The organism is Pseudomonas sp. FGI182 (assembly GCF_000511325.1).
Lineage (GTDB): Bacteria > Pseudomonadota > Gammaproteobacteria > Pseudomonadales > Pseudomonadaceae > Aquipseudomonas > Aquipseudomonas putida_Z.
The window spans coordinates 189,767-216,055 of the sequence record NZ_CP007012.1 but is presented as its reverse complement, the minus strand read 5'-3'; the positions used below and the strand labels follow the sequence as shown (position 1 = coordinate 216,055).

The 26,289-nt window shown below is 63.0% G+C and carries 27 protein-coding genes and 1 tRNA gene; 10 read left to right on the top strand and 18 right to left on the bottom strand.

The features are described 5' to 3' along the window. Positions 1-17 precede the first annotated feature (17 nt). Positions 18-1,055, bottom strand: a complete 1,038-nt coding sequence (locus C163_RS00945; RefSeq protein ID WP_025337302.1) for an ABC transporter substrate-binding protein — start codon at positions 1,053-1,055, stop codon at positions 18-20. Positions 1,056-1,352: 297 nt separating this feature from the next. Here C163_RS00945 and C163_RS00940 point away from each other — a divergent pair, with 297 nt between their 5' ends. After that, entirely contained in the window at positions 1,353-2,942 is a 1,590-nt protein-coding gene (locus tag C163_RS00940; protein WP_025337301.1) for an ABC transporter permease, read from the top strand. Beyond that, positions 2,939-3,802, top strand: coding sequence for an ABC transporter ATP-binding protein (locus C163_RS00935; RefSeq protein WP_025337300.1), 864 nt, complete (start codon positions 2,939-2,941; stop codon positions 3,800-3,802). Before C163_RS00940 ends, C163_RS00935 begins: the two co-directional genes overlap by 4 nt. Before the next feature lie 177 nt (positions 3,803-3,979). On the opposite strand, the gene C163_RS00930 is transcribed toward C163_RS00935, so the two are convergent. The 8 genes from C163_RS00930 to C163_RS00895 all read right to left on the bottom strand — a co-directional run bounded on the left by C163_RS00930 (position 3,980) and on the right by C163_RS00895 (position 11,176). After that, entirely contained in the window at positions 3,980-4,261 is a 282-nt protein-coding gene (locus C163_RS00930) for a gamma-butyrobetaine hydroxylase-like domain-containing protein (RefSeq protein WP_025337299.1), read from the bottom strand. Then, positions 4,261-5,226 carry a HEAT repeat domain-containing protein gene (locus tag C163_RS00925; RefSeq protein ID WP_025337298.1) on the bottom strand — a complete coding sequence of 322 codons (966 nt, stop codon included), beginning with the start codon at positions 5,224-5,226 and terminating at the stop codon, positions 4,261-4,263. The genes C163_RS00930 and C163_RS00925 overlap by 1 nt, the downstream gene beginning before the upstream one ends. Further along, positions 5,223-6,074, bottom strand: coding sequence for an ABC transporter ATP-binding protein (locus tag C163_RS00920; RefSeq protein WP_025337297.1), 852 nt, complete (start codon positions 6,072-6,074; stop codon positions 5,223-5,225). The genes C163_RS00925 and C163_RS00920 overlap by 4 nt, the downstream gene beginning before the upstream one ends. After that, positions 6,074-6,856: an ABC transporter permease gene (locus C163_RS00915; protein WP_025337296.1), complete on the bottom strand. Its 783-nt coding sequence runs from the start codon at positions 6,854-6,856 to the stop codon at positions 6,074-6,076. Before C163_RS00915 ends, C163_RS00920 begins: the two co-directional genes overlap by 1 nt. A 15-nt stretch (positions 6,857-6,871) precedes the next feature. Further along, positions 6,872-8,278, bottom strand: a complete 1,407-nt coding sequence (locus tag C163_RS00910; RefSeq protein ID WP_025337295.1) for an ABC transporter substrate-binding protein — start codon at positions 8,276-8,278, stop codon at positions 6,872-6,874. A gap of 118 nt (positions 8,279-8,396) precedes the next feature. Continuing rightward, positions 8,397-8,642: a ferredoxin family protein gene (locus C163_RS00905; RefSeq protein ID WP_008096634.1), complete on the bottom strand. Its 246-nt coding sequence runs from the start codon at positions 8,640-8,642 to the stop codon at positions 8,397-8,399. A gap of 63 nt (positions 8,643-8,705) precedes the next feature. Beyond that, positions 8,706-10,430 carry a fumarate reductase/succinate dehydrogenase flavoprotein subunit gene (locus C163_RS00900; RefSeq protein WP_025337294.1) on the bottom strand — a complete coding sequence of 575 codons (1,725 nt, stop codon included), beginning with the start codon at positions 10,428-10,430 and terminating at the stop codon, positions 8,706-8,708. Further along, the gene (locus tag C163_RS00895; RefSeq protein ID WP_015268562.1) at positions 10,427-11,176 is read right to left on the bottom strand and encodes a GntR family transcriptional regulator; all 750 of its coding nucleotides are present in this window, start codon (positions 11,174-11,176) and stop codon (positions 10,427-10,429) included. The genes C163_RS00900 and C163_RS00895 overlap by 4 nt, the downstream gene beginning before the upstream one ends. A gap of 207 nt (positions 11,177-11,383) precedes the next feature. Between C163_RS00895 and C163_RS00890 the strand changes: the two genes are divergently transcribed. The 4 genes from C163_RS00890 (at position 11,384) to C163_RS00875 (ending at position 15,396) form a co-directional block, all read left to right on the top strand. Then, positions 11,384-11,460: transfer RNA gene (locus C163_RS00890), tRNA-Arg, on the top strand. Between the two features lie 160 nt (positions 11,461-11,620). Then, positions 11,621-13,351 carry a dipeptidase gene (locus C163_RS00885; RefSeq protein WP_025337293.1) on the top strand — a complete coding sequence of 577 codons (1,731 nt, stop codon included), beginning with the start codon at positions 11,621-11,623 and terminating at the stop codon, positions 13,349-13,351. A gap of 248 nt (positions 13,352-13,599) precedes the next feature. After that, positions 13,600-14,550 carry an IS110 family transposase gene (locus C163_RS00880; RefSeq protein WP_025337292.1) on the top strand — a complete coding sequence of 317 codons (951 nt, stop codon included), beginning with the start codon at positions 13,600-13,602 and terminating at the stop codon, positions 14,548-14,550. A 408-nt stretch (positions 14,551-14,958) separates the two neighbouring features. Beyond that, complete coding sequence (locus C163_RS00875) at positions 14,959-15,396, top strand: CBS domain-containing protein (protein WP_025337291.1); 438 nt, start codon at positions 14,959-14,961, stop codon at positions 15,394-15,396. Between the two features lie 6 nt (positions 15,397-15,402). Here C163_RS00875 and C163_RS00870 read toward each other — a convergent pair whose 3' ends face one another. The 3 genes from C163_RS00870 to C163_RS00860 form a co-directional block, all read right to left on the bottom strand. Beyond that, positions 15,403-16,041 carry a hypothetical protein gene (locus tag C163_RS00870; protein ID WP_025337290.1) on the bottom strand — a complete coding sequence of 213 codons (639 nt, stop codon included), beginning with the start codon at positions 16,039-16,041 and terminating at the stop codon, positions 15,403-15,405. A 69-nt stretch (positions 16,042-16,110) separates the two neighbouring features. Continuing rightward, complete coding sequence (locus tag C163_RS00865; protein WP_025337289.1) at positions 16,111-16,353, bottom strand: DUF2789 domain-containing protein; 243 nt, start codon at positions 16,351-16,353, stop codon at positions 16,111-16,113. A 60-nt stretch (positions 16,354-16,413) separates the two neighbouring features. Next, entirely contained in the window at positions 16,414-16,872 is a 459-nt protein-coding gene (locus C163_RS00860) for an aminoacyl-tRNA deacylase (protein WP_003260230.1), read from the bottom strand. A gap of 98 nt (positions 16,873-16,970) precedes the next feature. Between C163_RS00860 and C163_RS00855 the strand changes: the two genes are divergently transcribed. Both C163_RS00855 and C163_RS00850 read left to right on the top strand, forming a co-directional pair. Next, on the top strand, positions 16,971-18,317 hold the full coding sequence (locus tag C163_RS00855; protein ID WP_025337288.1) for a nodulation protein NfeD: 1,347 nt from the start codon (positions 16,971-16,973) through the stop codon (positions 18,315-18,317). Between the two features lie 2 nt (positions 18,318-18,319). Further along, positions 18,320-19,072 (top strand): slipin family protein, encoded by a 753-nt coding sequence (locus C163_RS00850; protein WP_025337287.1) that lies wholly within the window; start codon positions 18,320-18,322, stop codon positions 19,070-19,072. A gap of 72 nt (positions 19,073-19,144) precedes the next feature. On the opposite strand, the gene C163_RS00845 is transcribed toward C163_RS00850, so the two are convergent. The 3 genes from C163_RS00845 to abc-f form a co-directional block, all read right to left on the bottom strand. Further along, positions 19,145-19,777, bottom strand: a complete 633-nt coding sequence (locus tag C163_RS00845; RefSeq protein ID WP_025337286.1) for a LysE family transporter — start codon at positions 19,775-19,777, stop codon at positions 19,145-19,147. 199 nt (positions 19,778-19,976) lie between these two features. Continuing rightward, a complete protein-coding gene (locus tag C163_RS00840) occupies positions 19,977-20,564 on the bottom strand; it encodes a mechanosensitive ion channel family protein (RefSeq protein ID WP_025337285.1) in 588 nt (195 codons plus the stop codon). Then, positions 20,564-22,474 (bottom strand): ribosomal protection-like ABC-F family protein, encoded by a 1,911-nt coding sequence (gene abc-f, locus C163_RS00835; protein ID WP_025337284.1) that lies wholly within the window; start codon positions 22,472-22,474, stop codon positions 20,564-20,566. Before abc-f ends, C163_RS00840 begins: the two co-directional genes overlap by 1 nt. Before the next feature lie 50 nt (positions 22,475-22,524). Between abc-f and C163_RS00830 the strand changes: the two genes are divergently transcribed. Next, a complete protein-coding gene (locus C163_RS00830) occupies positions 22,525-23,007 on the top strand; it encodes a TIGR02444 family protein (protein ID WP_025337283.1) in 483 nt (160 codons plus the stop codon). Here the strand turns inward: C163_RS00830 and C163_RS00825 are convergent. Then, positions 22,983-23,930 (bottom strand): AlgP family protein, encoded by a 948-nt coding sequence (locus tag C163_RS00825; protein ID WP_025337282.1) that lies wholly within the window; start codon positions 23,928-23,930, stop codon positions 22,983-22,985. The two genes, C163_RS00830 and C163_RS00825, sit on opposite strands and share 25 nt — an antisense overlap. 380 nt (positions 23,931-24,310) lie before the next feature. Between C163_RS00825 and C163_RS00820 the strand changes: the two genes are divergently transcribed. Further along, positions 24,311-24,949, top strand: a complete 639-nt coding sequence (locus C163_RS00820; RefSeq protein WP_025337281.1) for an FKBP-type peptidyl-prolyl cis-trans isomerase — start codon at positions 24,311-24,313, stop codon at positions 24,947-24,949. Between the two features lie 9 nt (positions 24,950-24,958). Here C163_RS00820 and C163_RS00815 read toward each other — a convergent pair whose 3' ends face one another. Further along, complete coding sequence (locus C163_RS00815) at positions 24,959-25,429, bottom strand: Rsd/AlgQ family anti-sigma factor (protein WP_025337280.1); 471 nt, start codon at positions 25,427-25,429, stop codon at positions 24,959-24,961. Between the two features lie 230 nt (positions 25,430-25,659). Next, a complete protein-coding gene (locus C163_RS00810) occupies positions 25,660-26,166 on the bottom strand; it encodes a disulfide bond formation protein B (protein WP_025337279.1) in 507 nt (168 codons plus the stop codon). Between the last annotated feature and the right edge of the window lie 123 nt (positions 26,167-26,289).

Here is a 26,289-nt window from a genome sequence, read left to right as displayed (position 1 = left end):
TGTCGGGTTATCGGGGTTCAGCGGGCGGCCTGCACGGCCTGTTTCTGTTGCAGGGCGGCATCGAGGAAACGTGGTTCGATCCAGTCGGCCACCTGGAAGCCACGACGGATCAGGCGCTCCTTGGCGGCCAGGTCCACGCCCTGTTGCAGCTGGCCGACGAATTCGGCGTCCAGCCGTGGATCGAAGTAATGGGCCAGGTCTTCCTTGGCCAGGTCATCGTTGAGGATGCTGCGCGGCCAGTTGGCATTGCTGGCCACCAGCTCGACATAGGCCTCGCGGTTGTGTTCGTCGCGCAGCCAGGCGCTGGCCTGTTGCTGGGCATTGACCAGGCGCTGCACCAGCTCGGGGTATTTGCGGATGAAATCGCCAGTGCCCAGCAGTACCGCCTGGGTACTGCCGGCACCTTCCAGGTCATGCGAGTTGACCGGTAGCTCTACCAGCCCGCGCTCGCGCAGCGACAGCAGGTTGGACAGGCCCCAGGTGGCGTCGATCTGCTTGGCGGCCAGTGCGGCATTGGCGGCGTTGAAGTCCAGGTTGATCACCTTCAGGTCGCGCTCGCTAAGCCCCTGGCTGGCCAGGGCGCTGGCGAACGACAGCTGGTTGGCGGTGCCACGGAACACCGCCACGCGCTTGCCTTTGAGGTCGTGCAGGGTCTTGATGCCGGAACCGGGCACCACGCCCAGGTAGCTCTTCACCCCACGTACCCCCGCCGACAGCACGCGGGTGTCCAGGCCATTGGCCTTGCCGACGATGGCGGCCAGGTCGCCGAGGTAGGCGAAATCGGCCTGGCCGTTGGCCAACGCTTCGTTCACCACCGGCCCGGCGCCCTTGAAGAAGTGCCAGTCGATGCGAATGTTGTCCTTGGCGAATTCCTTCTCCAGCAGTTGCTGGTCACGCAGCACGTCGACCACGCCACCGGCGCTGGGCTTGCTGCCCGCGCTGAGGTCGGGCACGGCGATGCGGATGCTTGCTGGCTTGGCCGGTTCAGCTGCGTGGGCGCTGAGGGTGAAGGCCAGCCCAAGGGCGGTGATCAGGTGGCGCAGCGGGGTTTTCATGGCAAGGCTCCTTGGCAGGCTGCCACCGGCGATGGCCGGCGCTTTGGCCAGAAGCTAGGCAGGTCTGGTTAGAACCTACAAAGATCAAAACTTCATTCTTCAGTAACTGGAAGGCATAAATCAGGCGGCATGCGGGCCTGCGGCAGGCTTGCGGAAAACGCATGGAAAATATGAGGAAAACGCAACGACGAGGGGCTTCCGTATGCATGAAGCGCATGCTCTTATCTCTTGAAAATCATTTTTTAGAATTTTTAATTCCATAAATGAATAATCTAACAACGCTTCGAGAGATGGCCGATGAATGGAGTTCTGAGCAGGAATCGGAGGTGGCTCCGGGGGCCGCTGCGCGGCCCTATCGCGACACAAGGCCGCTCCTACAAAGGCCTCGCATACCTGGTGCCTGCAGCAATTGCCGTGCTGTGGGTAGTGGCCAGCCGGGAGCACTGGATGAGCGAGCAGATTCTGCCGGCACCAGCATTGGTGTGGCAGAGCGCGGTGGAGTTTGGCTCCGGCGAGCTGTGGGGGCACCTGTGGATAAGCTTGCAGCGGTTGTTCTGGGGGCTGGCGGTCGGCATCGGCAGCGGGTTGCTGCTGGGGGTCTGGCTGGGTGCTTCGCGGCGGGCGCAGACGCTGGTGCTGCCAACCTTCGTGGCGCTGGCACAGATACCTACCCTGGCCTGGATCCCGTTGTTCATGCTGTTCTTCGGGATCGGTGAGCTGCTCAAGCTGGTGGTGCTGGTGAAAGCCGTGGTGGTCCCCGTTACCTTGCACACGCTGGTCGGTGTACGCGATGCCCAGCCCAAGCTGCGAGAGGCCGCTGCGGTGCTGCGCCTGCCTCGCCATCTACTGTTCCTGCGCCTGCTGCTACCGGCTGCCCTGCCCGCCTTCCTCACCGGCGTACGCCTGGCCCTGGCCACCGGCTGGACCTCGCTGCTGGCGGTCGAACTGCTGGCCTCCAGCGAAGGGATTGGCTACCTGATGGTGTGGGGACGGCAGCTGTTCATGCTCGACCTGGTGCTGCTGTGCATCCTGGTGATCGGCCTGGTCGGCGCACTGCTGGAGCGCGGCTTCTCGGCCCTGGAAAAGCGCCTGCTGTACTGGCCGCAAGCGGCCACAGGGGAGCAGCACCGTGGCCCCGTGCCGCGGGGTTGGCAAAGCCTGCTGCTGCCACTGGCACTGTTGGCCCTGTGGCAGGCCAGCAGCAGCTTTGGCTGGGTCGACAGCAACATCCTGACCTCGCCACTTGAAGTGTTGCGCACCCTGCTGACCGGCCTGGCCGATGGTTCGCTGCCGCAGGCCTTGCTGCTGAGCCTGCAGCGCGCCCTGGCCGGCTTGCTGCTGGGCGGTGGCGCTGGCCTGCTGGTCGGTTTGCTGTTGGGGCTTTCGGCCAATGCCGAACGTATCTTCGGGCCCAGCCTGTCGGCCTTGCGTCAGGTGGCGCTGTTTGCCTGGGTGCCGCTGCTCACAGCCTGGTTCGGCCTGGGTGAAGGGGCCAAGCAGGTATTCGTCGGCATGGCTGCGTTCTTCCCGTTGCTGATCGCCACCCAGCGCGGTATCGCCAGCCTCTCGCCGCAGCTGGGTGAAGCCGCGTGCACCCTGCGCCTGAACCTGTGGCAACGCCTGCGCCTGCTGGTGCTGCCCGGCGCAGCCCCGGCCATTTTTGCCGGCCTGCGCCTGTCGCTGATCTACGCCTGGCTGGGCACCATCGGTGCCGAATACTTCATGCCCTCGGACGGTGGCATCGCCAGCCTGATGATCGGCGCCCAGCAACTGTTCCGCATGGACCAGGTAATGGCCGCCATGCTGCTGATCGGCCTGGTCGGCGCCCTGCTCGGCACCCTTGGACAACGCCTCGAATCGCGCGCCACGCGCTGGAGAACCGCATGAACGCCTTCAATACCTCGCACCTGCACGCGGCCAACCAGCCCGACGTCACCCCGCCCCTGGTCAGCTTCGAGGGGGTCGGCAAAGTGTTCAGCGTCGATGGCCAGCCGCTGGAAGCCATCCGCAACTTCAACCTGTCGATCAACCAGGGTGAGTTCATCGCCATCGTTGGTGCTTCCGGCTGTGGCAAATCCACCCTGCTGCGCCTGCTGGTAGGGCTGGATACCGACTACAGCGGCAACATCCGTGTGGACGGCCACACTGTCAGCGGCATTGGTAGCGAACGCGGCATCGTGTTTCAGGAACACCGGCTGTTCCCCTGGCTGAGCGTGGAACAGAACATTGCCCTGGGCCTGGTCAACGAACCACTCACCCAGGGTGAGCGCGCGCGGCGGGTACACGAATTCGTGCAACTGGTGGGGCTGGTCGGCTTCGAGTCGGCCTACCCACACCAGCTGTCCGGCGGCATGGCCCAGCGCGTGGCGATCGCCCGAGGCCTGGTAGCCAGCCCGCGTATCCTGCTGCTCGACGAACCGTTCGGCGCGCTGGATGCGCTGACCCGCCAGCAACTGCAGGACGAGCTGCTGGCCATTCGCGAACGAGCCGGCATCACCACGCTGCTGGTCACCCATGACGCCGAGGAGGCCACCTACCTGGCCGACCGGGTGGTGGTTCTGGAGCCGCGCCCGGGGCGGATCAAGTCGGTGGTGGAGATCGACCTGCCACACCCACGGTTGCGTACGGGCGTGGCACTTCACGAGCTGCGGGAGAAGGTGCTGCACCAGATCACCGGGGATGGCGGCTACCTGACGCCGCCGGTGCGCCGGGTCGAAGGGCTGAGGCCGGAGCTGATTGCGCTCTGAGCCTGTGGGCACGGGCCCGTACTCATAGAACTGCCCATGACTCACTGAATTAGCAGGGCCTCTGTGGGAGCGGCTTTAGCCGCGAACACCGGCGCAGCCGGTGCCATGCACCGAGTTGGATTCTTCGCGGCTAAAGCCGCTCCCACAGGGTGCGCGGACCGCTTGCGAATTCAGGTCTTACCGGGCACTGAGGTCACGCAGGTAAGCCCAAGGGTAGATACCCCGCTCATGCCCATCGCTGAACACCAGCTGCACGCCATATCCTTGCGGCTCGATTTGCACCACGCGCACATCATCGCGAACCAGGCTGATGCTCCCCTGCAGCCGTGCCGCTCGGCATTGTGAACAGGGGCAAGCACCGCGCAGGCGGGCATGGCTGAGGCTGTGTTCGCCGTCTTGCCATTGCAGCACCAGTTGCCCGGGCCCGCGCATGTTGCGAATAGCTTGCGGGGCGTTCATCAGGAGGCCCCGCGCAGTTGCGCCATGGCGATCCGCACAGCCTTGCGCACCTCGGGGTCGCTATCGGCCTCGGCGGCCTGCAGCACCGGCAAGGCACGCGCCTGGCCCAGCTCACCCAGGGCCAGAGCCGCCTCCTTGCGCAGGTTGGCAATGCCGTGGCCAAGCAACTCGCCAAGCGCGTCCAGGGCCGCAACATGACGCAGCCGCCCCAGGGACCGTGCCGCACGCAGACGTACTTGCCAGAAGTCATCGGCAAGGGCATTTACCAGTGCCGGGCCTGCTGGGGCCAGGCCCACCTTGCCTAGCGTGGTGGCGGCTTCTTCGCGCACTTGCCAGGCCTTGTCAGCCAATGCAGCCACCAATGCTGGCACCACCGCGCTGTCGCGGGCGAGGCCCAGCGCACCAATGGCCGCGCGGCGCACCTCGGTGTCCGGCTCGTCTGCGGCAAGCTTTGCCAATGCTGGCAATGCCGGCTGGTGCTTGAGCCAGCCAAGAATACCCACTGCCTCACGCCGGACCGCGGCGTCGCCATCGGCCAGGGCCAGCAGTGCAGGCTCTGCAGCATCATCCAGGCGCAGCTCGCGCAAGGCACGCAGGGCGCTGGCACGGACGAAGGCATCGGCATGCTTGACCCATGGCAGGATCAGCTGACCAGTTTCAAGGCTCTTGAGTTCGCTGAGGCTCTGGGCGGCAGCCAGCCGTACCGGCTCGGCAGCATCGGCCAGCGCAGCGCACAGGGCCTGCACAACTTCGGGTTCTTCCCAGGCCTCGAGCAGGCGCGCGGCCTCGGCACGCACCTCGTCGGCGGCATCCACCAGCAGTGCATCGGTGAGCCATGGCAAGCCATCCGGGTCTTCCAGGTCGGCCAGTTCGATCAGGGCGATGCGGCGCACGCCTGCATCAGCGGCACCAAGACGAGGCAGAAGAGCAAGGATGTCGGGGTTGTCAGTCGTTCGTTCAGTCATAGCGCGATCCGTAGCGGTGGGTGCTCAGTGTCCGGCAGGCCCAGCGGGGTCAGGCGCGGGAGTTCGCGGCCTTCCTCGTGACGGAGCAAGGCCAGACAGTGACGCTTGAGGTGAGTGAATTCAGGGCTGGTCAGCAGGCTGGCGCGGCGTGGGCGCGGAAACTCCAGGTGCAGGTCTTCGATAAAGCGGCCAGGTCGCGGGCTCATCACCAGGATACGGTCGGCCAGGAACAGCGCCTCGTCGATATCGTGGGTGACGAACACCACGGTGGTGCGGATGCTTGCCCAGATATCCAGCAACAGCTCTTGCATGCGTGCACGGGTTTGCGCATCCAGGGCACCGAAGGGTTCGTCCATCAGCAAAAGGCGCGGGCGGTTGATCAGCACCCGGGCAATCTCGGCCCGTTGCTGCATACCGCCGGACAACTGACTGGGCCAGCGCCCGGCAAAGTCGGCCAGCCCCACCAGTTGCAGCATTTCACGAGCCTGCCGGCGACGTTCGGCGCGGCTCTGGCCCTGCATCTTCAGGCCGAAGGCCACGTTGTCGAGCACGCTACGCCAAGGCAGCAAGGTGTGGTGCTGAAACACCATGCCACGCTGCGGTGACGGCCCGGCAACGGTCTGGCCATCCACGCTCAACTGGCCGCTGCTGGGCACCAGGTGCCCGGCCAGGGCGCCAAGCAACGTCGACTTGCCACATCCGGAGGGGCCAAGGATGCAGACGAACTCGCCAGGCTCTACGACAAAGTCCAGACGCTGAACCGCCTCGAATGCTTCGCTGCCATGCCCCAGTCGTATCGACAGGCCACGCCCGTCGATACGCCCTGGCGCTGGTTGATAACTGTTCATCAGCTGGCCCTCCGCGTGCGGTACCAAGGCGTGGCCAATTCCCCAAGTCGCTTGACCAGGGCACTGCTGCCCATGCCCAGCACGCCGATCAGCAGCATGCCGACGATGATGTCCGGGTAGTTTTGCAAGGTGTACGACTCCCAGGTGTAGTAGCCGATACCGAACTGTCCGGAAATCATCTCGGCGGTGACCAGGCAGAACCATGAAGTCCCCATGCCGATGGCCAGGCCAGTGACGATGCTTGGCAGCGCTCCAGGCAACACCACTTCGCGCAGGATCGACCAACGTTCTGCACCGAGGCTGCGCGCCGACGCCACCAGGCGCGGGTCGATGGCCTCGACGCCGTGCACGGTGTTCAGCAGGATCGGGAACAGCGCGCCAGTGAAAGTTATGAACACCATCGACAGTTCCGACGATGGGAACATCAGGATCGCCAGCGGGATCCACGCCACCGCCGGAATCGGCCGCAGCACTTCGAGTGGCGGCAGCAGGGTGTCCTCGGCCCATTTCGAGCGGCCGATCAACAACCCCAGGGCCACGCCAATCAGCGCCGCGGCGCCATAACCGGCAAACACCCGTGACAGGCTGCTGCCCAGGTGCGCCAGCAGGGTGCTGGAGGTCAGCAACTGCCAGGCAGCTTCCAGCACCGCCCTCGGTGTGGGGACATAGGTGAACGTCAGCAGCCCGAGGTCCAGCTTCACGCTCGCCGCGACCTGCCAGAACAGCAGGCAGGCCAGCAGCGAAGCCAGGCGCACCGGCCAGCGCTTGAGGTTGCAGGTCATGTCGGTGCCTCCCGGTCAGCGCTGGGCGACCAGCTTCTGGTTGGCGCTGACGAAGTCCAGCGCTTCACCGCCATGGGCCTTGGCATACTGCTCGGCCTGGTCCTTGAGCAGGAACGCTGCCAGTTCACCCTTGGCGTTACGCACGAACCAGGCCTGGTTCGCCAGCAACTTGATTCCGCTGTCGGCGGCCTGGGCGTAGATGGCGCGGATGTCCTTGCCCTCCTGCTCCAGCTGGGCCAAGGCGCCAAGCGCGGCCTCCGGCGAAGCGTAGTGGCGGACCTTGCCTTCACCGCGCACCCAGATCTGTGCCAGGCGGCTGAAGTCGGTAATCGGTTTGCCTGTCAGCGCGTCATTGGCCTTGAGTGGCTGCGGATCGTAGTCTTTCAGCGCCTTGTCGTAGTCCAGGCCAGCCTCCTTGAAGGCCGCACGGATGTATTGGTCGTCGATGAACTTGTCGGTGTCGAGGCCGCGGTCGGTCTTTTTAAGCAGCTTGAGCGTATCGATGGAGGTTGCGACAGCCTGACGGTATTCAGGCTTCCATGTCAGGTCGCGAGTCTGCAGGCCGAGCGGGCCGTGGAACAGATAATTGACCTCGGCCTCGATGCCGGTGACTTTCTCGATCAACTCGCTGTACTTCTCAGGTTCCGCAGCGATCAGCCGATCGGCTTCGAGGCTGGCGCGCAGGTAGGCGGTGACCACTTCGGGGTATTTCTTCGCATAATCGGCATCGACCAAAGCGCCATGGAAGGTCGGTGCGTTGGCCTGGGCGCCGTCATAGATCTTGCGGGCGAAGCCGCGGTTGGGGAACAGTTCGGCGAACGGCACGAAGTCGGCATGGGCCTCGATGCGGTTGCTACGCAGGGCGGAACCGGCGATTTCCGGCGCCTGGGCGATGATTCGCACATCCTTCTGCGGGTCCCAGCCCTGGGCTGCTACGGCACGCAGCAGCATGCCGTGGGCGGTGGAGGCGAACGGCACGGAAATGGTCCTGCCCTTGAGTTCAGCCAGCGACTGCACGCTGGACGCCGCCGGTACGACGATGCCATTGCCGCTACCGTGCACGCTGCCCGACAGCACGCTTATGAACAGGCTGCGCTTGCCGGCATCCAGGTGGGCAACACCGTTGAACGACCCGGGGAAGTCGGCCATTGCACCGAAGTCGAGTTTGCCAGCGACCATTTCATTGGTCAGTGGCGCGCCGCTGGTGAAGTTCTTCCACTCCACCTGATACTTGGCATCTCTGTATTTGCCGTCATGCGGCAGGTACTTGTCCAGCAGGCCAAGCTCGCGTATCAGCAGGCCACCAGTGGCGCAGTTGATGGTGGTGTCCTGGGTGCCAATGGCGATGCGGATGGTTTCGGCGCTGGCATTCAGGCCAGTGAGCGCCAGCGCGAGGCCGGCCACGGTTGCAACAAGGCGCATGGGTGTTTCCCCTCGAGTCGTTATAAGAGTTGGGTCGTCTCCGCCGCCCGGCTTGGGTGGTGGGAAACGAGGGGCACAGCAGGAGGGCGTCCGGTGGTGCGCCGGATGGCGGGATGAATCAGCGCAGCAGGTACGGGATGTCGACCTTCACCGCACCCGTGGGGCAGTCCTTTTCGCAGGGCATGCAGTACCAGCATTCGTCGAAGGCCATGTAGGCCTTCTGCGTGGCCGGGTTGATCGCCAGCAGGTCCATGGGGCAAACCTCCACGCAGACGGTGCAGCCTTTTTCGGCGATGCACTTGTCTTCGTCGATGGTGACGGGGGCGCTGCTGCGGAAGAAGATTTCTTGCGGCTGGTAGGCCATTTCACGGAGTCCTCGGGGCCTGCGGCCCTCGTTCTTCGAAGTGTTCACAGGACACAGCGTCGCCTAGGCTGCATCGGCCTTTACCCGCAGCTGGTCGTAGGCGGTCTGCTCTTGTGCGTCCAACGCAATCAGGTAAGGCTCGACCGCTTTCCTGAAGCTGGTCATTTCACCGTTCTCGCCCTTTTTCAGATGGCAATGGCAGAACCACTCGCCATCGTTGCGCTCAGGGAAGTCCACCCGGTGGTGGTACAGCCCCCAGCGGCTTTCCTCGCGGAACAGCGAGGCCCGCGCCGCCATCTCGGCGCAATCGCGAATCACCGAAACTTCCATCGCACGCATCAGTTCATGAGGGTTGCTGGCCTTCATCTGGTCCAGGTCACGTTCGATCTCGGCAAAGCGCGCCAGGCCGATTTCCATCTTTTTGGTCACCTTCGGCGGTTGCAGGTAATCGTTGACCATGCGTCTGAGCTTGTACTCGACCTGCGCTGGCGGCAGGCCATGCTGACGCTGCAGCGGGGCAAACACCCGCGCGCGCTCGCGCTCGACCTGTTCGGCATCGACCTCGGCGAATTCGCGCCCGGTCACGTAATGCGCAGCGTTCACACCGGCAAACCAGCCATAGGTGAAGGCCCCGAGCATGTAGTTGTGCGGCACCGCTGCCATATCGCCCGCGGCATACAGCCCTTTGACGCTGGTCTCGGCCTTTTCATTGACCCACACCCCCGACGCCGAATGCCCCGAGCAGAAACCGATCTCCGAGATATGCATCTCGACCATGTGCTGGCGATAATCGGTGCCACGCCCGGCGTGGAACTGGCCACGACTGGGGCGCTCGTTGCTGTGCAAGATCTCTTCGATGTTCTGGATGGTTTCCTCGGCCAAATGATCGAGCTTGAGGAACACCGGGCCATTGCCGCCCTCGAGTTCCTGATGGAACTCCCACATCATCTGGCCGCTCCAGTAGTCGCACTCGATAAAGCGCTCACCCTTGCTGTTGGCGGTATATCCACCCAGTGGGCCGGTGACGTAGGCACAGGCCGGGCCGTTGTAGTCCTTGATCAGCGGGTTGATCTGGAAGCACTCGAGGTTGGCCAGTTCGGCACCTGCATGGTAGGCCATGGCGTAGCCATCACCGGCGTTGGTCGGGTTCTCGTAGGTGCCCATCAGATAGCCCGACGACGGCAGGCCCAGGCGCCCGGCCGCGCCGCAGGCAAGGATCACCGCCTTGGCCCGCACCACGCGAAACTCTCCGCTACGGCAATCGAAACCCAGCACGCCAGCGGCCGCGCCTTCACCATCGAGCAGCACACGGGTGCAGACCATACGGTTGCTGATTTCGACCCGGGCACGCTTGAGCTGACGGTACAGCACCTTCTTGATGTCGTGGCCTTCGGGCATGGGCAGCACGTAGGCGCCCATGTGGTGAACCTTTTTCACCGCGTAGTCGCCGGTCTCGTCCTTCTCGAACTTCACCCCCCAGCGGTCGAGTTGCTCGATGGTTTCGAAGCTGTGGGTAGCGTAGGCATGCACCGTGGTCTGGTTGACGATACCGTCATTGGCCACGGTGATTTCCTTGGTGTACTGCTCGGGGGTGGCATGGCCTGGGATGATCGCGTTGTTCAGGCCATCCATGCCCATGCTGATGGCACCGCTGCGCTTGACGTTGGCCTTGTCCAGCAGCAGCACGCGCAGGCTTTTGTCCTGCTCCTTGGCCTTGATCGCCGCCATCGGCCCGGCGGTACCGCCACCGATGACGATGATGTCGTAGTCCTGGGTCTGGATGCTCATGCCTTGCTCCCCTTCTGGCGGTCGATGCGCAGGCGGTACTGGAAAGCATCGCCGCGGTAGTAAAGGTGTTCGAAGTCCAGTGGCGTACCGTCGGCGGCATGGGTCAGGCGCTCGATGCGCATGATCGGCGAGCCTTCTTCAACATCCAGGGCCTGGGTCAGGTCGCTGTCGGCCAGCACGGCATCGATGGCCAGGTCGGCGTGGCCAAGGGCAATGCCGCAGTCGTTTTCCAGGAGCAGGAAAATGTCGCGGGTGACGAGGTCGGCCTTTTCCAGCTTTTCGCCGACGGCCTTGGGCAACCAGGTCAGCTCCAGCGACACCGGCTCGCGGTTGATCAGCCGTACTCGGCGGATCTCGGTGACCAGGCTGCCCTCCTCGACCTGCAGCCGCGCGGCCACCAATGCATTGGCTGGCACATGGCGGAAACTGCGCAGGCGGTTGATCACCTCGTAACCCATTTGCGTCATCGACTCGCCCAACCCCTGCAGGGTACTGACGTTCTGGAAAGCCTTGGGCTTGGCTACGAAGGTACCCTTGCCGTGGATCTTGAAAATCAGCCCTTCCTTCTGCAGGTCGCCCAGCGCCTGGCGCACGGTGATGCGGCTGACGTCGAAAGCCTTGCCCAGTTCGCTTTCCGAGGGCATGCGGCTATGCGATGGATAAGTGCCGTCGAGGATGCGCTCGCGCAGCAATTCCTTGAGCTGGGTGTAAAGCGGTACCGGGGACAGGGGGAGCAGTTCGGCCATGGGGTCTCTTCGCTGATCGAATACTTGTTATAACAAGTTGTGACCAGAGAATAGAGGGCATAATAACTGCTGTGGAAATATCGATATCGCATATGGATAGATGCGTTTGTGATTGCTGCTGTCGGCAGCTCTCGGCGAAAGGTAAAAACGGCTACAGATCAAGGCGATGGACGCCATCGGATCAGATGGGTATCATGCGTGCGCGTTGCACTCGTAGCTCAGCTGGATAGAGTACTGCCCTCCGAAGGCAGGGGTCGTGGGTTCGAATCCCGCCGAGTGCGCCATATCAAAAAGCCCTGGGCCTGTGCCCGGGGCTTTTTCGTTTGTGCGACATGTCGCGTTTCTGGCACTCCCGTGCCACGGGTCATTGGTGTTAGCGTGGGCGTCTTCCCGTTTCCCGACGGGTAACCCACAACAATGATTGGCGAAGGAATGCGCACAACCATGCACCTGAAAAAACTTACCGCCACCACCCTGCTGCTGGCCAGCATCGGCCTGTTCACCCAACCGGCACAGGCCAACCTTACCCAGCAGCAGTCCGCGGCCATCGTCAAAGCCTTCGACGGCAGCGACCCAAGCGACTTCAAGCAGTTCCTCGGCAAGCTCAAAGGCAGCGACCTGGCCAAGGCCGACAACCTCGCGGCAACCCTGGATGCCTACCTGGCCGGCAAGCCATTGGCTGTCGAGCAGCAGAACGAGATCAACCGCCTGCTCGGCCTGTATACCCGCATCAAGTACGGCAAGGCTGCCAGCGAAACCCTGCGTGAACTGGTGGCTATCCCCACCTTCAACGTCGAAGGCACGCCGCAGCACGAGAACCCCGAGTTCCTCAGGATCGCCGACAAGATCAAGGCCCTGGCCGACAGCTTCGGCCTGGCTTTCCGCAATATCGACAACCGGGTGTACGAGATTTCGCTGGGCAGCGGCAAGGAAGTGGTCGGCATCCATGCCCACGCCGACGTGGTGCCGGTCAACCCGGACAACTGGAAGCTGGCCGATGGCACGCGCCTGGACCCGTTCAAGGTCACCCTGGTCGGTGACCGCATGTACGGCCGCGGCACCGAAGACGACAAGAACGGCATTGTCGTGGCGATGTACGCGCTGAAAGTGGCCAAGGACGAGAACCTGCCGCTGGCTCGCCAGTTCAAGCTGCTGATCGACACCACTGAAGAAACCAGCGGTGATGCCATCCCCTACTACTTCGAGCGCAACCCCACGCCCGACTACAACCTGGCACTCGATGGCGGCTACCCTGTGGTCATCGCCGAGAAAGGCTACGGCACGATCATGGCCAGCTTCAGCAAGCGCCAGGCCAGTGGCAAGGGTGCCGAGATCGTCAACCTGACCGGCGGCCTGGCCACCAACCAGATCCCGACAACCTCGGTCGCGACCCTGGTCACCGACAACCCGGCGAAGCTGGCCAGCCAGCTGGAAAAAGCCGGCGCCGATTACGTGAAGCGCAATGGCGGCGACTTCAGCATCGCTGCCAAGGCCGATGGCAAGCAGGTGTTGCTCACGGTGACCGGCGTGTCCGCTCACTCTTCGGAGCCGGAGTCCGGGGTCAACCCGGTGGCGCGCATGCTTGGTTTCATCAACGGCCTGGGCAAGGATGTGCCGCTCAAGCACAACCACTTCACCGATGCCGCCCGCTATGCTGCCGACAACTGGGGCCTGGACTACCTGGGCAACAAGCTCGGCGTGGCCTTCAAGGATTCGTTCATGGGCCCGCTGACCGCCTCGCTGACCTTTGTCGGGGTGGATGAAAAAGGCCTGAAACTGGCGGTGAACCTGCGCATTCCGAAAGGCAAGCCAATTGCCACGATCAAGGACGAACTGGCTGACAAGCTGGGCAAATGGACCCGGCAGAGCCATACCTCGGTGGCCTTCGACTACAGCCTGGACGAGCCGATGTACCGCAACCCCGAGGGCGAATGGGTCAAAGCCTTGCTTGATGTGGCCACCGAGAACCTGGGCATGAAGCACGAGTTCGGTACCTCGGCGGGCGCCACCTCGGTACACGACTTGCCTAACGGCGTGCAGTTCGGCCTGGCCATGCCGGATGTGAAATACACCGGGCACAACGACAACGAGTTCAAGACCGTTGAGCAGTTCATGCTGGACTTGCAGGTGGTGAGCGAGATGGTGGCGCGGATCGGGCAGATGCCGAAGCTCTGAGCCAACTTTACCGGCCTCTTCGCGGCTAAAGCCGCTTGTGTCTTGATGGGGGATTAGAATTTGGAGTGAGAGCGGTGAATGGCAAGCTGAATGCCGTAGGTGCCTTGAGCACGTGTGGGAGCAAAAGCTGCCATTCACCGTTCCACTTTGGCGAGAGCCCGAACAGTTGGATGCGGCTCTGATCTCGAATCACAAGCGTGGGCCAAGCCAAAGTCCTCTCACTGTGTTGAGTTTAGGAGGTTTTGGTGATGGCTTCCTTCTTGGGTATCGATGTTTCCAGTCTCTCCCTTGATGCTGCGGTGCGGCCACAGGGCATCAAAATGCATTTAAGCAATGATCCAACAGGGTTTGAGGCGCTACTGGAGAGCCTTCGCAAGCTCAGTATCAAGCGCGTCCTGTTAGAGGCGACGGGTGGCTACGAGCGAGATGTCATGTGTTTTCTACAGGACGCTGGCTACAAGGTCATACGCGTCAATCCCAGGCGAGCCAGGTCATTCGCTGACTCTTTAGGCATCAAGGCCAAGACTGACGCCATCGACGCCGAGGTTCTGGCGCACTATGCCGAAGTCATTCCAGATCAACCCTCTCTGCGAGTCAGCCCCGAACGAGCGCTTCTGCGAGAGTTGCTTCAGCAACGTGATCGGATGGTTCAACAGCGAGATGACGACCTGCGGCGCCTGAAGCAGGTGCAATCGACTGCAGTTGCTAACTACCTGAATGCCAACCTGAAACACTTCAAGGCGCAGATCAAACGGGTTGAGTGTGAGATCGAACAGCAAATCGCGATGCTGAACGACGAACGGGTTGCCCAGCTGATCAAAGTGAAAGGCATTGGGATGGTGACAGCGGGCAAACTAATAGCGCTGCTGCCGGAGCTAGGTCGGGTTGAGTCCAGAGAAATTGCCTCCCTGGTTGGGGTGGCGCCCTTCAACCACGACAGCGGGAAATTCATGGGCAAGCGCTCTATCTCTGGCGGGCGATTTGCGGTCAGGCGATCGCTGTACATGGCATGCCTTGTGGCGATGAAATACAACCCAGCACTCAAGGCTCGTTATCAGTCACTGCGGGAGCGCGGAAAACTTCCCAAAGTCGCTATCGTGGCCTGCATGAGAACGTTCATCGTGCGGTTAAATGCCATGCTCAGAACGGGTACATCATGGCTCGATCTAGTGCTACCGCAGCCTGAAGGTACAACGTAAATCCAGAACGCAGCGTGAGCCGCCTGGAAGCGGGCTTGCCCGCGAAGCCAACACCGTGGTGGATGGCACGGGCTTCGCCCGTGTTCGCGGGCAAGCCCGCTCCCACAGGGATCGCGCCAGCTTTTTGAAATTGAGCAAGACAGTTGCTCCCACCTCGACCGCATCGGCCTCGAGCCAGGCGCTATCCCTGTGGGAGCTGGCTTGCCGGCGATGAGGCCAGTACAGGCAACACAAGACAGTTGCTCCCACCCTGTGGGAGCGGCTTTAGCCGCGAAGAGGCCGGCACAGGCGACCGCTCATGACGTTTTTCAATCGACTCGATGCCGTTTCCTGCATTGCCGTGCAGAGCGCCGTACCGGATGCTTTATTTACTCCGAGACATCGCTTTTTTCACCCGCAGAGGCCCGTATGAAGACCGTCGAACAAATCCTCAAGACCAAGTCCCAGCACCAGACCGTGTACACCATCGGCCCGGATGACTCGGTACTCGACGCCCTGAAGCTGCTGGCGGAGAAAAACGTCGGTGCGCTACCGGTGGTCGAGGCCAACCAGGTAGTGGGTATCGTCAGTGAACGGGACTATGCGCGCAAACTGGTGCTAAAGGGCCGCTCGTCCGCCGCTACCCCCGTGCGCGAGATCATGAGTGCGCCGGTGGTCACCGTGGAACCGAAGCAGAACCTCGAGTACTGCATGAACCTGATGACCAACCGCCACCTGCGCCACCTGCCGGTGGTCAGCAATGGCGAGCTGCTCGGCCTGCTGTCGATCGGTGACCTAGTCAAGGAAACCATCGCCGAACAGGCAAACCTGATCCTCAAACTGGAGCAATACATCCGCGGCGAATGAAGCACCTCAGTGGTAGGCGCGCTCCAGCTCGTCCAGCTGATGGTCGAAACTGCGCAGGCGCGCCGACCAGGTGTACACCAGCACTTCCAGGTCCCGGTTGAGCACGGCGGTGTTGCCATGGCCGCTGCGGGTCGGCTCTCCCACATCCAGCTGGTAGCGTTCACGGGCCATGGCCTGGGCCACGCTGGACAGGTCGCGGGCATTGGCCAGCCAGTGGTGATGGTGGTCATGAATTTCGCGATCGAGCAAGCGGCACTGGCGTTTCAGGGCATCCAGGCTCTGCTCCAGCGGCGTGCCCTTGAGCTCGCCCATGACCTCTTCGAAGGTGCGCCCCGAATGCCAGTAGCTGCCCCAGAAGTAACGGTCGAACACCGTCTCGACGCGGCGTAGCGCGACCTTGGTGTTCCAGATGGTCAGCAACGTTCGCCCCTGCGCCACCTCACGCTTGTTCAGGTGCAGTTGCTGCCAGGCGATCCAGGCCAGCGCCACCAGTGCAACCGCCACAGTGACAGCGGCAGCGGCATACAGGAAATGCACCGCCTGGTTCATCTGTTGCGTTTGCCGTATGCCGTAGAAATAACTGGCCGTCAACGTGCCCAGGATCGTCACGGAGCACCAGAAGCCTGGTGCGTAGGGATCTTTCATCGCGCTATCCCCTTGTTGTTTTCCTGAGCATAGCAACGGCCAATCACTCGTCAGGCACCACTCGGCGCTTTATTTTTTGCGCAGGTGCAGAGCCTCGTTCAGTTGGTCGATCATCGGAATCCAGTCGTCATCAGCGATGTACTTCTCTTTCAGAAAAGCGCGCTGTGAATCGTTCCAGAAAGGCGCGTCAACCAGCTTTATATCGTCGTCGAGCGGCGAATGGGTGGTGATGAAACGGTCGATATCGACCGGATCGTCAGACAGCCCCAGCTGTTTGAAAATCTCGGACAAAGGATGAATCGGCTTATCCATGGTTCCTCCTCGTCGCCAGACCGGTCGTCGACGATGCCGGCCCGGCATGGGTTGAGAGCATCAGCTGAGCTCACGCACTTCGGCGCGCGGCACCAGCTTCAGATATTGCTCCATGCTCATGTGGATCAGGTGATCGTGATCACCCGCCTCCAGATAGACATCGCCTTGGCGGGTAAGACTCGAATCAAGCAGCATCTTTATCTGGTAGGCATCGCCCAGCGCCGGTACGGCACCGCGCTCGCAGTCGCCGAACAGGCTCGGCAGGCCGCTTTCCCGGGTCAGTTGCCAGGCCCCGGACATGCGCACCTTGGTCATGTCCAGATGCCGGTTGGCCGGTAGCACGGCCATGATGTAGTTGCCATGACGGTCATCGAGCATCACCGACTTGGCGACCCGCTCGGCGGGCACGCCGGCCGTACGGGCCGACTCCAGGCTGGTGGCCGAATGTGGATGGGGAATGATGTCGTAATCGCAGTTGGCCTTGTCCAGGCGATCCTGCAGGGTCTTTGCCATACGCATGATGCACCTCCGGTTTCGCCCCCCAATTTCCAATTTTAGGCCGGGTACCAGCAGGCAGGGCTAAACTTGTGCAATAGAGGCAAACGAGGTGACGACAGGTGATCACCCGCTGCTGGCGCTGGCTGTTGCTGCTGTTGCTGCTTGGTATCACGCCAGGCGGCTGGGCAGCGCCCGGTGCAGTATGGGTGCTGGGCATCGATGACGCCATCGGCCCGGCCAGCGCCGACTACCTGATGCGCAGCCTCGACCAGGCCAAGGCGCAGGGTGCGCAACTGGTGGTTATCCGCATGGACACCCCGGGCGGGCTGGACAGCGCCATGCGCCAGATGATCAAGGCGATTCTCGCCAGCCCCGTGCCGGTCGCAACCTTCGTCGCCCCCAGTGGTGCCCGCGCCGCCAGCGCCGGCACTTATATCCTCTATGCCAGCCATGTCGCAGCCATGGCGCCCGGTACCAACCTAGGTGCCGCAACGCCCGTGCAGATAGGCGCCCCGCCAGGCACGCCCAAGGACGACAAGGCCAAAGGCAGCGATGACGAAACCCTCGCGCGCAAGCAGGTCAACGATGCGGCGGCCTACATCCGTGGCCTGGCGCAGCTGCGCGGGCGCAATGCCGACTGGGCGGAGAAGGCTGTGCGCGAGGCGGTCAGCCTGTCCGCCAGCGAGGCCTTGCGGCTCGACGTGATCGACCTGGTGGCCGATGACCTGCCCGACCTGCTGCGCAAGCTCGATGGCAAAACGCTCAGTGTCGCTGGCCAGCCCCAGCAACTGCAGACTGCCGGCGCCAGCCTGGTCGAGCACCTGCCGGACTGGCGCACTCAGGTACTGGCGGTTATCACCAACCCCAGCGTGGCGCTGATTCTGATCATGATCGGTGTGTACGGCCTGTTGTTCGAGTTCATGAACCCCGGCTCGACGGTAGGCGGCGTGGTCGGCGGCATCTGCCTGCTGCTGGCGCTGTATGCCCTGCAGCTGTTGCCCGTGAGCTTCGCCGGGGTGGCGCTGATATTGCTCGGCATCGCCTTCATGATCGCCGAAGCCTTCCTGCCCAGTTTCGGCGTGGTCGGCTTTGGCGGCATCGTCGCCTTCGTGGTCGGCGCGCTGATCCTGATCGACACCGATGCCCCTGGTTTCGGTATCCCGCTGGCCCTGATCGGCACCCTGGCGGTGCTCTCGGCGCTGCTGATCGGCGGTGTGCTGGGCATGGCGCTCAAGGCCCGCCGACGGGCGCTGGTCAGCGGTGACGCCGGCCTGGTCGGCAGCCTGGTCACCGTCACCCAAGTGATGGCGGGCAACCCGTTCTGTGGCTTTGTGCTGGCCCAGGGCGAGCAATGGCAGGCGCAGTGTGCAACGCCACTGCAAGCGGGCCAGAACGTGCGGGTGACCGCGCGCCATGGCGTCATGCTGGAAGTGAGCGCCGCCGCGCCCGCGGCGCAAGGAGAATGACCATGTTCATGCAATTGGGCTTCGGCGCGGTGCTGATCGTGCTGGCGATGCTGTTGCTGTCGGCATTCCGCATCCTGCGCGAATACGAGCGCGGCGTGGTGTTCCAGCTGGGGCGCTTCTGGCAGGTGAAGGGGCCGGGGCTGATCCTGCTGATCCCGGTGATCCAGCAAATGGTGCGGGTCGACCTGCGCACCGTGGTGCTGGATGTACCACCGCAGGATGTGATCACCCGCGACAACGTCTCGGTCAAGGTCAACGCCGTGGTCTACTTCCGCGTGCTCGATCCGCAGAAGGCGATCATCCAGGTCGAGGATTTCCTCGTGGCGACCAGCCAGCTGGCCCAGACCACGCTGCGCGCGGTGCTCGGCAAGCACGAACTGGATGAACTGTTGGCCGAACGCGAGCAGCTGAACTCGGACATTCGCCAGGTGCTGGATGCACAGACCGATGCCTGGGGCATCAAGGTGGCCAACGTCGAGATCAAGCACGTCGACCTCAACGAATCGATGGTGCGTGCCATTGCCCGCCAGGCCGAGGCCGAGCGTGAACGACGGGCCAAGGTGATCCATGCCGAGGGTGAGTTGCAGGCGTCGGAGAAATTGATGCAGGCGGCGCAGATGCTGAGCAAGGAGCCTGGGGCGATGCAGTTGCGTTACATGCAGACGCTGGGGACGATTGCCGGGGACAAGAGTTCGACCATCGTCTTTCCGCTGCCGGTGGATTTGCTCAAGGGGTTGGTGGACAAGCAGAAATAGCAAAGGCCGCCATGCGATCCCTGTAGGAGCGGCCTTGTGTCGCGATGGGCTGCAAAGCAGCCCCCGGGCCTATCAGACTGGCGCGCGGCGCAGGGTCGCCAGGAAGGTGGCCGCGCCAATGAACAACCCGGCAAACGTCCGGTTCAAACGCTTCTGCTGCTTGGGCGTACGCAGCAAGCGCAAAACCCGCGCAGCCAACCCTGTGTACCCCGCCATCACCAGCATATCCACGGTGACCATGGTAACGGTGATTGCCACATACTGCGGCAACAGCGGTTCATGCGGGTTGATGAACTGCGGCAGCACCGCCAGCATGAACACCAGTGCCTTGGGGTTGCTGACGTTGACCAGGAAGCCACGGAACACCAGGCTCAGCGGTTTACCGATAGGGCGCACGGCGGATTCATCGCTCATGTCCATCGGCAAGGCTCGCCATTGCTTGTAGGCCAGGTAGACAAGGTAGGCGACGCCGAACCATTTGATGATCTGGAAGGCCGTGGCCGAGGCGGCCAGGATGGCGCCGACGCCGGCGGCGATGATGGCGATCTGCACGACCAGGCCCAGTTGCAGGCCCAGGGCGTTCCAGTAACCACGCCAGAAGCCGTATTGCAGGCCGCTGGACATCGAGGCAATCGCCCCGGCACCGGGTGAAAGGCTGATCACCCAACAGGCGGCAAAGAAGCCCAACCACACTTCCATCGACATCACACACCTCGCTCGAACATATGTTGCAAAACGTTAAGCTAAGGTGTTGGTGAAAAAATAACCAGCGATTTCTGAAGGATTTGTATTGCCTGTGCTGGCCTCTTCGCGGGTGAACCCGCTCCCACAGGTATCGCGCTGTCCCCAAGGGCTGCGGAACTCCTGTGGGAGCGGGTTTACCCGCGAAGAGGCCGGTGCAGGTTCAGTCAGCCTCGGCGGACGACTCTTTTTGCATGGACTGCACCTCAGCCCCGCGCCAGCGCCGTACCGACTTCTGGAAGAACTGGCTATTGGGCACCTGCACCAGCGCCCCGCCCGCCTCGGGCATTTCCATCAGGGTGGTGAACAGCAGGTTGATGGCAATCACCCGGCCCTTGACGCCCGGCTTGTCCAGGGTGTCGACCAGTTCGACCACGTCACCAATACGAAACGGCCCGACGGTGAAGATCAGCACCGCGCACAGCAGGTTGGACAGCACGCTCCACATGGCGAAGAAGGCCACCGCCGCCACCGCGACGAAGCCGGACAGAGCTGTCCACAGCACAGTCGCCGATACACCCAGGCGCTCCAGCACGAACAGCAACGCGCTGCCCATGATCAGCCAGCGCAGGCCGCCACGCACCGGCACCAGCAGCTCCGGCGGCAACGGGTAACGCTGGCTCAGGCGGCTCAGCCCGCGTGCAACGATGCGCTGCAGGACGAAGGCCGCTACCAGGATCAACAGGATCTGCAAGCCCAGCCAGAAGGTGTCCATCCATTGCCCTGGCAGCAGCGAACGCAGTTCCTCCATCAGGACAGCGCCTCGAGCTCGGCCTGCATGCTCTCGAGGGTTTCCAGCGCTTCCATCCAGGCCTCTTCCAGTTCGCCTTCGCGCTGCTTCAGCTTGGTCTGGCGCGCCAGCAGGTCACGCAACTCGTCCTTGCGCGACGCGTCGTAGAGGCCACCATCACCCAGCGCGGTCTCGATCTCGGCCAGTTGCGCGTGCACCTGGTTGAGCTCGGCTTCCAGCTTGTCAGCGGCCTTCTTGTGCGGGGCCAGTTGCTGGCGCAAGGCGGCGGCAGCCTGGCGTTGGGCCTTCTTGTCGGTCTTGTCCGGGTTGACCGGGGCGGTACTGGCCGGCGCGCTGCGCTGGCGGTACTCGACCAGCCAGCGGCTGTAGTCGTCCAGGTCACCATCGAAGATGTCGACCTTGCCGTCAGCCACCAACAGGAAGTCGTCGGTAGTGCTCTTGAGCAGATGGCGGTCGTGCGACACCACCACCACGGCACCGGCAAACTCCTGCAGGGCCATGGTCAGCGCCAGGCGCATTTCCAGGTCGAGGTGGTTGGTCGGTTCGTCGAGCAGCAGCAGGTTCGGTCGCTCCCAGGCGATCAGGGCCAGCGCCAGGCGGGCCTTCTCGCCACCGGAGAAGTTCACCACCGGCTCGTCGACGCGATCGCCATGGAAGTCGAAGCCACCCAGGAAGTCGCGCAGGGTCTGCTCACGCTCGGCGGGGGCAATGCGCTGCAGGTGCAGCAGCGGGCTGGCCTTGTCGTCCAGCGAATCCAGCTGGTGCTGGGCAAAGTAGCCCACGGCCAGGTTCTCACCCCGCACCAGGCGGCCCGACAGTGGCTCGAGTTCGCCTGCGAGGTTCTTGATCAGGGTCGACTTGCCAGCGCCGTTGGGGCCGAGCAGGCCAATGCGCGCACCGGGGGTGAGCTGCAGCTTGACCTTGTCGAGGATCGCCTTGTCACCGTAGCCCAGGCGGCCTTCGGACAGGCTGAGCAGCGGGCTGGAGATTTTCTGCGACTCGCGGAAAACGAAGTCGAACGGCGAATCGACATGCGCCGCCGATAGCTCCTCCATGCGCTCCAGGGCCTTGATCCGGCTCTGTGCCTGACGGGCCTTGGTGGCCTGGGCCTTGAAGCGGGCAATGTACTTTTCCATGTGCGCACGCTGGGCCTGCTGTTTCTCGTAGGCCTGCTGCTGTTGCGCCAGGCGCTCGGCCCGGGTGCGCTCGAAGGCGGTGTAGCCGCCCTTGTACAGGTTCAGCTTGCGCTGCTCGACGTGCAGCACATGGTCGACCACGGCATCGAGGAAGTCGCGGTCGTGGGAGATCAGCAACAACGTGCCGGGGTAGCCCTTGAGCCAGTCCTCCAGCCACAGGATAGCGTCCAGGTCCAGGTGGTTGGTGGGCTCGTCGAGCAGCAACAGGTCGGACGGGCACATCAGGGCCTGGGCCAGGTTCAGGCGCATCCGCCAGCCACCGGAGAAGTCGCCGACGCGGCGGTCCATCTGTTCGTTGGTGAAACCAAGGCCGGCCAGCAACTTGCGTGCGCGGGCGTCGGCGGTATAGCCGTCGGCGCTATCCAGCTCAATGTGCAGGCGCGCCAGGGCAGTACCGTCGTGGGCCTGCTCGGCCGCGGCCAGCTCGGCCTGGACCTTGCGCAGGCGCACGTCACCGTCGAGCACATAGTCCACGGCCAGCCGGTCGAGGGTATCGACTTCCTGGCGCATGTGGGCGATGCGCCAGTCACCGGGCAGCTGGCAATCGCCGGCATCGGGCGACAGCTCACCGCGCAGCAAGGCGAACAGGCTGGATTTTCCGGCGCCGTTGGCGCCGATCAGGCCGGCCTTGTGACCGGTGTGCAGGGTCATCTCGGCGCCTTCTAGCAAGCGCTGCGGACCACGCTGTAAAGTGAGGTTGGATAGTCTGATCATGATGGTCGCGGAGTCTACCAGCTTCCTCGGCCCATAGCGCGAGTGGAACCATGCACACCGACCTGTGGAATCACGCCCTGGCCCTGTACGCCAGGCCCGGCGTAGAAGCCGCCTGCCTAGACCTGCAGGCGCTGGGTGGCGATGTCTGTCTGCTGCTGTGCGCAACCTGGTTGCAGGCACATGGCGTGGCCGTGCGGGACGATCGCGTACAGGCATTGCGCGAGGTTACCGAGCCCTGGCAGCGCGAAGTGGTCAACCCGTTACGTAGCTTGCGCCAACAGTGGCGAGCAGCGGCGCAAGGTGATGCGCAGCTGGCGGCGTTGCGGGAGCAGGTGAAAGGATTGGAGTTACAAGCCGAGAAAGCCTTGCTGGAACGCTTGCAGGAGCGTTCGCGACAGTGGCCGGTGGGCGCCCATGAGCCCATGGAAAACTGGCTGGACCGGCTGGCGCCGGCCCAGGCCCGCCACCACGACGCGCTGGTTCGGTTGCGCGTCGCGGCGGCAGCGCTTCAGGACGCCGAAGACGGTGCCTGAGCCGGGGTGCTGGCAGGTGCCGATGGCGCTACCGAAGCTGCCGGGGTGGCCGAGTTGGTCGCGGCGGCAGGAGTGCTGGCGGCTGGCGTAGCCGGTTTGGCTTCGGCTGGCTTGCTGGCAACAGGCTTCGCAGCTGCTGGCTTGGCGGCGGGTTTGGCAGCCGCACGTGCTGGGGCCTTGGCGGCAGCTGGTTTCGCGGCCGGCTTGGCAGCAGCGGCTTTGGCTGGCGTTTTGGCCGCCGCTGGCTTGGCTGCAGGTTTAGCGGCTGCGGTGGCTTTGGCTGCTGGCTTGGCTGCAGGTTTGGCAGCAGCAGTGGCCTTGGCAGCCGGCTTGGCTGCAGGTTTGGCAGCAGCAGTGGCCTTGGCGGCTGGCTTGGCCGCAGGTTTGGCAGCAGCAGTGGCCTTGGCGGCTGGCTTGGCCGCAGGTTTGGCAGCAGTGGCCTTGGCGGCCGGCTTGGCTGCAGGTTTGGCCGCAGCAGCCTTGGTGACGGGTTTGGCGGCTGCCGGTTTGGAGGTCTTGGCAGCACGCTGGTCAAGCGCCTTGGCTGCAGCTTCGCGAACCTTGCCTACACCTTGGGCCAGCTTGAGGCTGTCCTGGGCATCGCGCTTGAGTTGCTGGATATAAGAACGGGTCTGGGTTTGACGTTCCTTGAGGGAGTCGAGCAGTTCTTCAAGTTCGCCAATGGCTTTTTGCGCCTTGGTCTGCGCCTTGGCTTTACCTGCCTTGGCCGCGTCTTGCAGTTTCAGGCGACCGTTGTGCAGTTTTTCCTGGGCCTTGCCACGCTGCTTTTCCAACTTGGCCAGCAGTTTTTCCGCATCAGCCAGCGCTTGCGAGCAGGCATCTTCCAAGTGTTCGAGCAAGCTGCCCGAAAGTTGCTGGAGCAGGTGTAACGGCGTGCTTACTGGCTTCTTTTTAGCCGACATGGTTTACCTCCTGGCTGACGAGATTGCGGCTCATACTATGCTTCTGCTGCTACCGCCGCTAGGGCATGTTGACAGTATTATTTACGCCGCGTTGCATGCCTGGGCAAAGTTGTTATCTTGCAGCTCCGAGCAAGTGTAGTTGCTGAATAAATCATTGCTGATATTTGGCAATTATCTGTACTGCACAGCCCCCTGTAGGAGTGGCCTTGTGTCGCGATGGGGCGCAGAGCGGCCCCCGGTGTCAGCGCCAGGGCAAATATCGCCGGGGCTGCTCCGCAGCCCTTTCGCGACACAAGGCCGCTCCTACAGCGGGCGTAAAAAGGCAAATACAAATAACGAACACTGGCATACTTCCCCGCTCATTGGCGCAGGAACTCACCATGCCTCGATATCTTGTTTTAGGTTTATGCCTGCTGGCACCCATCGCCTTGGCCGACAGCGAAGAACATGACCTCGCCTACAGCATCGGCGCCAGCCTGGGTGAGCGGCTGCGCCAGGATATGCCGGGCCTGCAACTGGATGCGCTGGTAGAAGGCCTGCGCCAGTCCTACCAGGGGCAACCGCTGAAACTCGACAAGGCACGCATGCAGGCCTTGCTCCAGCAGCAGGAAGCCCAGGAAGGCGATGCCGCCATGCAGAAACTTCAAGCTGCCGAAACACGCTTCATGGCCAACGAGCGTGGTCGTTATGGCGTGCACGAACTACCGGAGGGCGTGCTCTACAGCGAACTGCAAGCAGGTACGGGCGCGCAGCCCAAAGCCGGTGGCAAGGTGCAGGTGCGCTACGTGGGCAGGCTGCCAGACGGCTCGGTGTTCGACCAGAACCAGACGCCCCAGTGGTTCAGCCTGGATTCGGTAATCGAAGGGTGGCAGGTGGCCTTGCCAAAGATGCACACCGGCGCCAAATGGCGCCTGGTGATTCCCTCAGCGCAAGCTTATGGCGCCGAGGGCGCGGGCGACCTGATCGCCCCCTATACACCCCTGGTGTTCGAGATCGAACTGCTGGCGGTTGGCGACTGACGCCAACCCTCAGGCCTGGACTGCGCCTTCTTCCTTGTGCGCGTTGTGCAACACTTCGATCAGGCAGTCTTCCAGTTCGAAGCGCTCGTGCAGCAGGCCACCCAGCTTGCCCAGCTTTTCGGCAAAGCGTTCGGTGTCCTTGCATTCACCCTTGGCGCAATGGTCATTGAAGGCCAGTGCGATCTGAGTACTGTCGTTGATCCGTGGGTTGATATCTTCGGCCAACTTCAGCGCCTTCTCGTCGCCGAAGGCCTTGGCCTCACTGACCAGCTGCTCGCAGACTTCGAAATGCCACGCCGAAACGTAGTCGACAAGGAGCGCGCAAAACTCCCCGTTCGTGTCCTTGTCGGCGAAGGCCGGCTTGGCAACGCGCAGCGCGCGGAAAGCCTGCACCAGTTCCTGGCGCTCCTCCAGCCAGCGGTCGATCAGTTTGTGAACCCCACCCCAGCGTTCCTGAGCGTTCTGACAACTATCGAGCATGGCGATCTCTTCCCTTCTGGGTAGATGCCGCTGCACCTCGCACCACGACCGTGCAGCACAAAGGTGACATCAGCAGGCGGCATCGAGCAGTTGTGTTTTCGGTATGCGTGCTGGGAGATTATTCCCGCGCGTGCTGCCCTTCAAGGTACGCAGCGGACAAAGTTCATACAAGTGTTTAATACCCTGTTACATGGCCATTGGTCGTGCCAATGGCGCAACCTTGCGCCAGGTCATGTTCTCGCCAGGGTGCGGAAACGATACGCCAGCAGGCAACTCAAGGGCAGCACCGCCAGCAGCAGGAAGGCCAGCAGGCTCCACTCGGGCAGGGTCAGGTCGAGAAAGCTCCAGGCCAGCGAGTTGCAATCCGGGCCGCCGAACAACAATTGCCGGGCCGCCTCGCCCCAGGATTGCTCGAACAGCCGCCCGAGCGGCACCGGGCAGACCGGGATGGCCCCGTCATCCCCTTGCAACCAGACATGTCGCGCTGCCAGCAACGCCCCGGCCAGCGAACAGCCCAGCGTCGCCCGCGCGTAACAGCGAATGCCCGCCGTACTTGGTGCCTGCAGCACCGCCGCCAGGCACAGCAGAGCGTACAGGCCAAGCAGCAGCCGCTGGCTGAAACACAATGGGCAGGGCACCAGCCCGAGGACGCTTTCCAGGTGGAAGGACGCGGCCAGTACCGCCAATGCAGCAAGGCAGGCAGGTAGGAAAAAGGTGCGCAAACGGGCCGGCAACATGGGCGGTGAAGGTCCCGGGATAATGAAGTGGCCTGAAACGGTAGAGGAAAGACGCGCTTTGTTTCAAGGCGCGACAGCAACGACAAGTCGCTGAATCGCGAAGGAAATTTCCAACTATGCAGT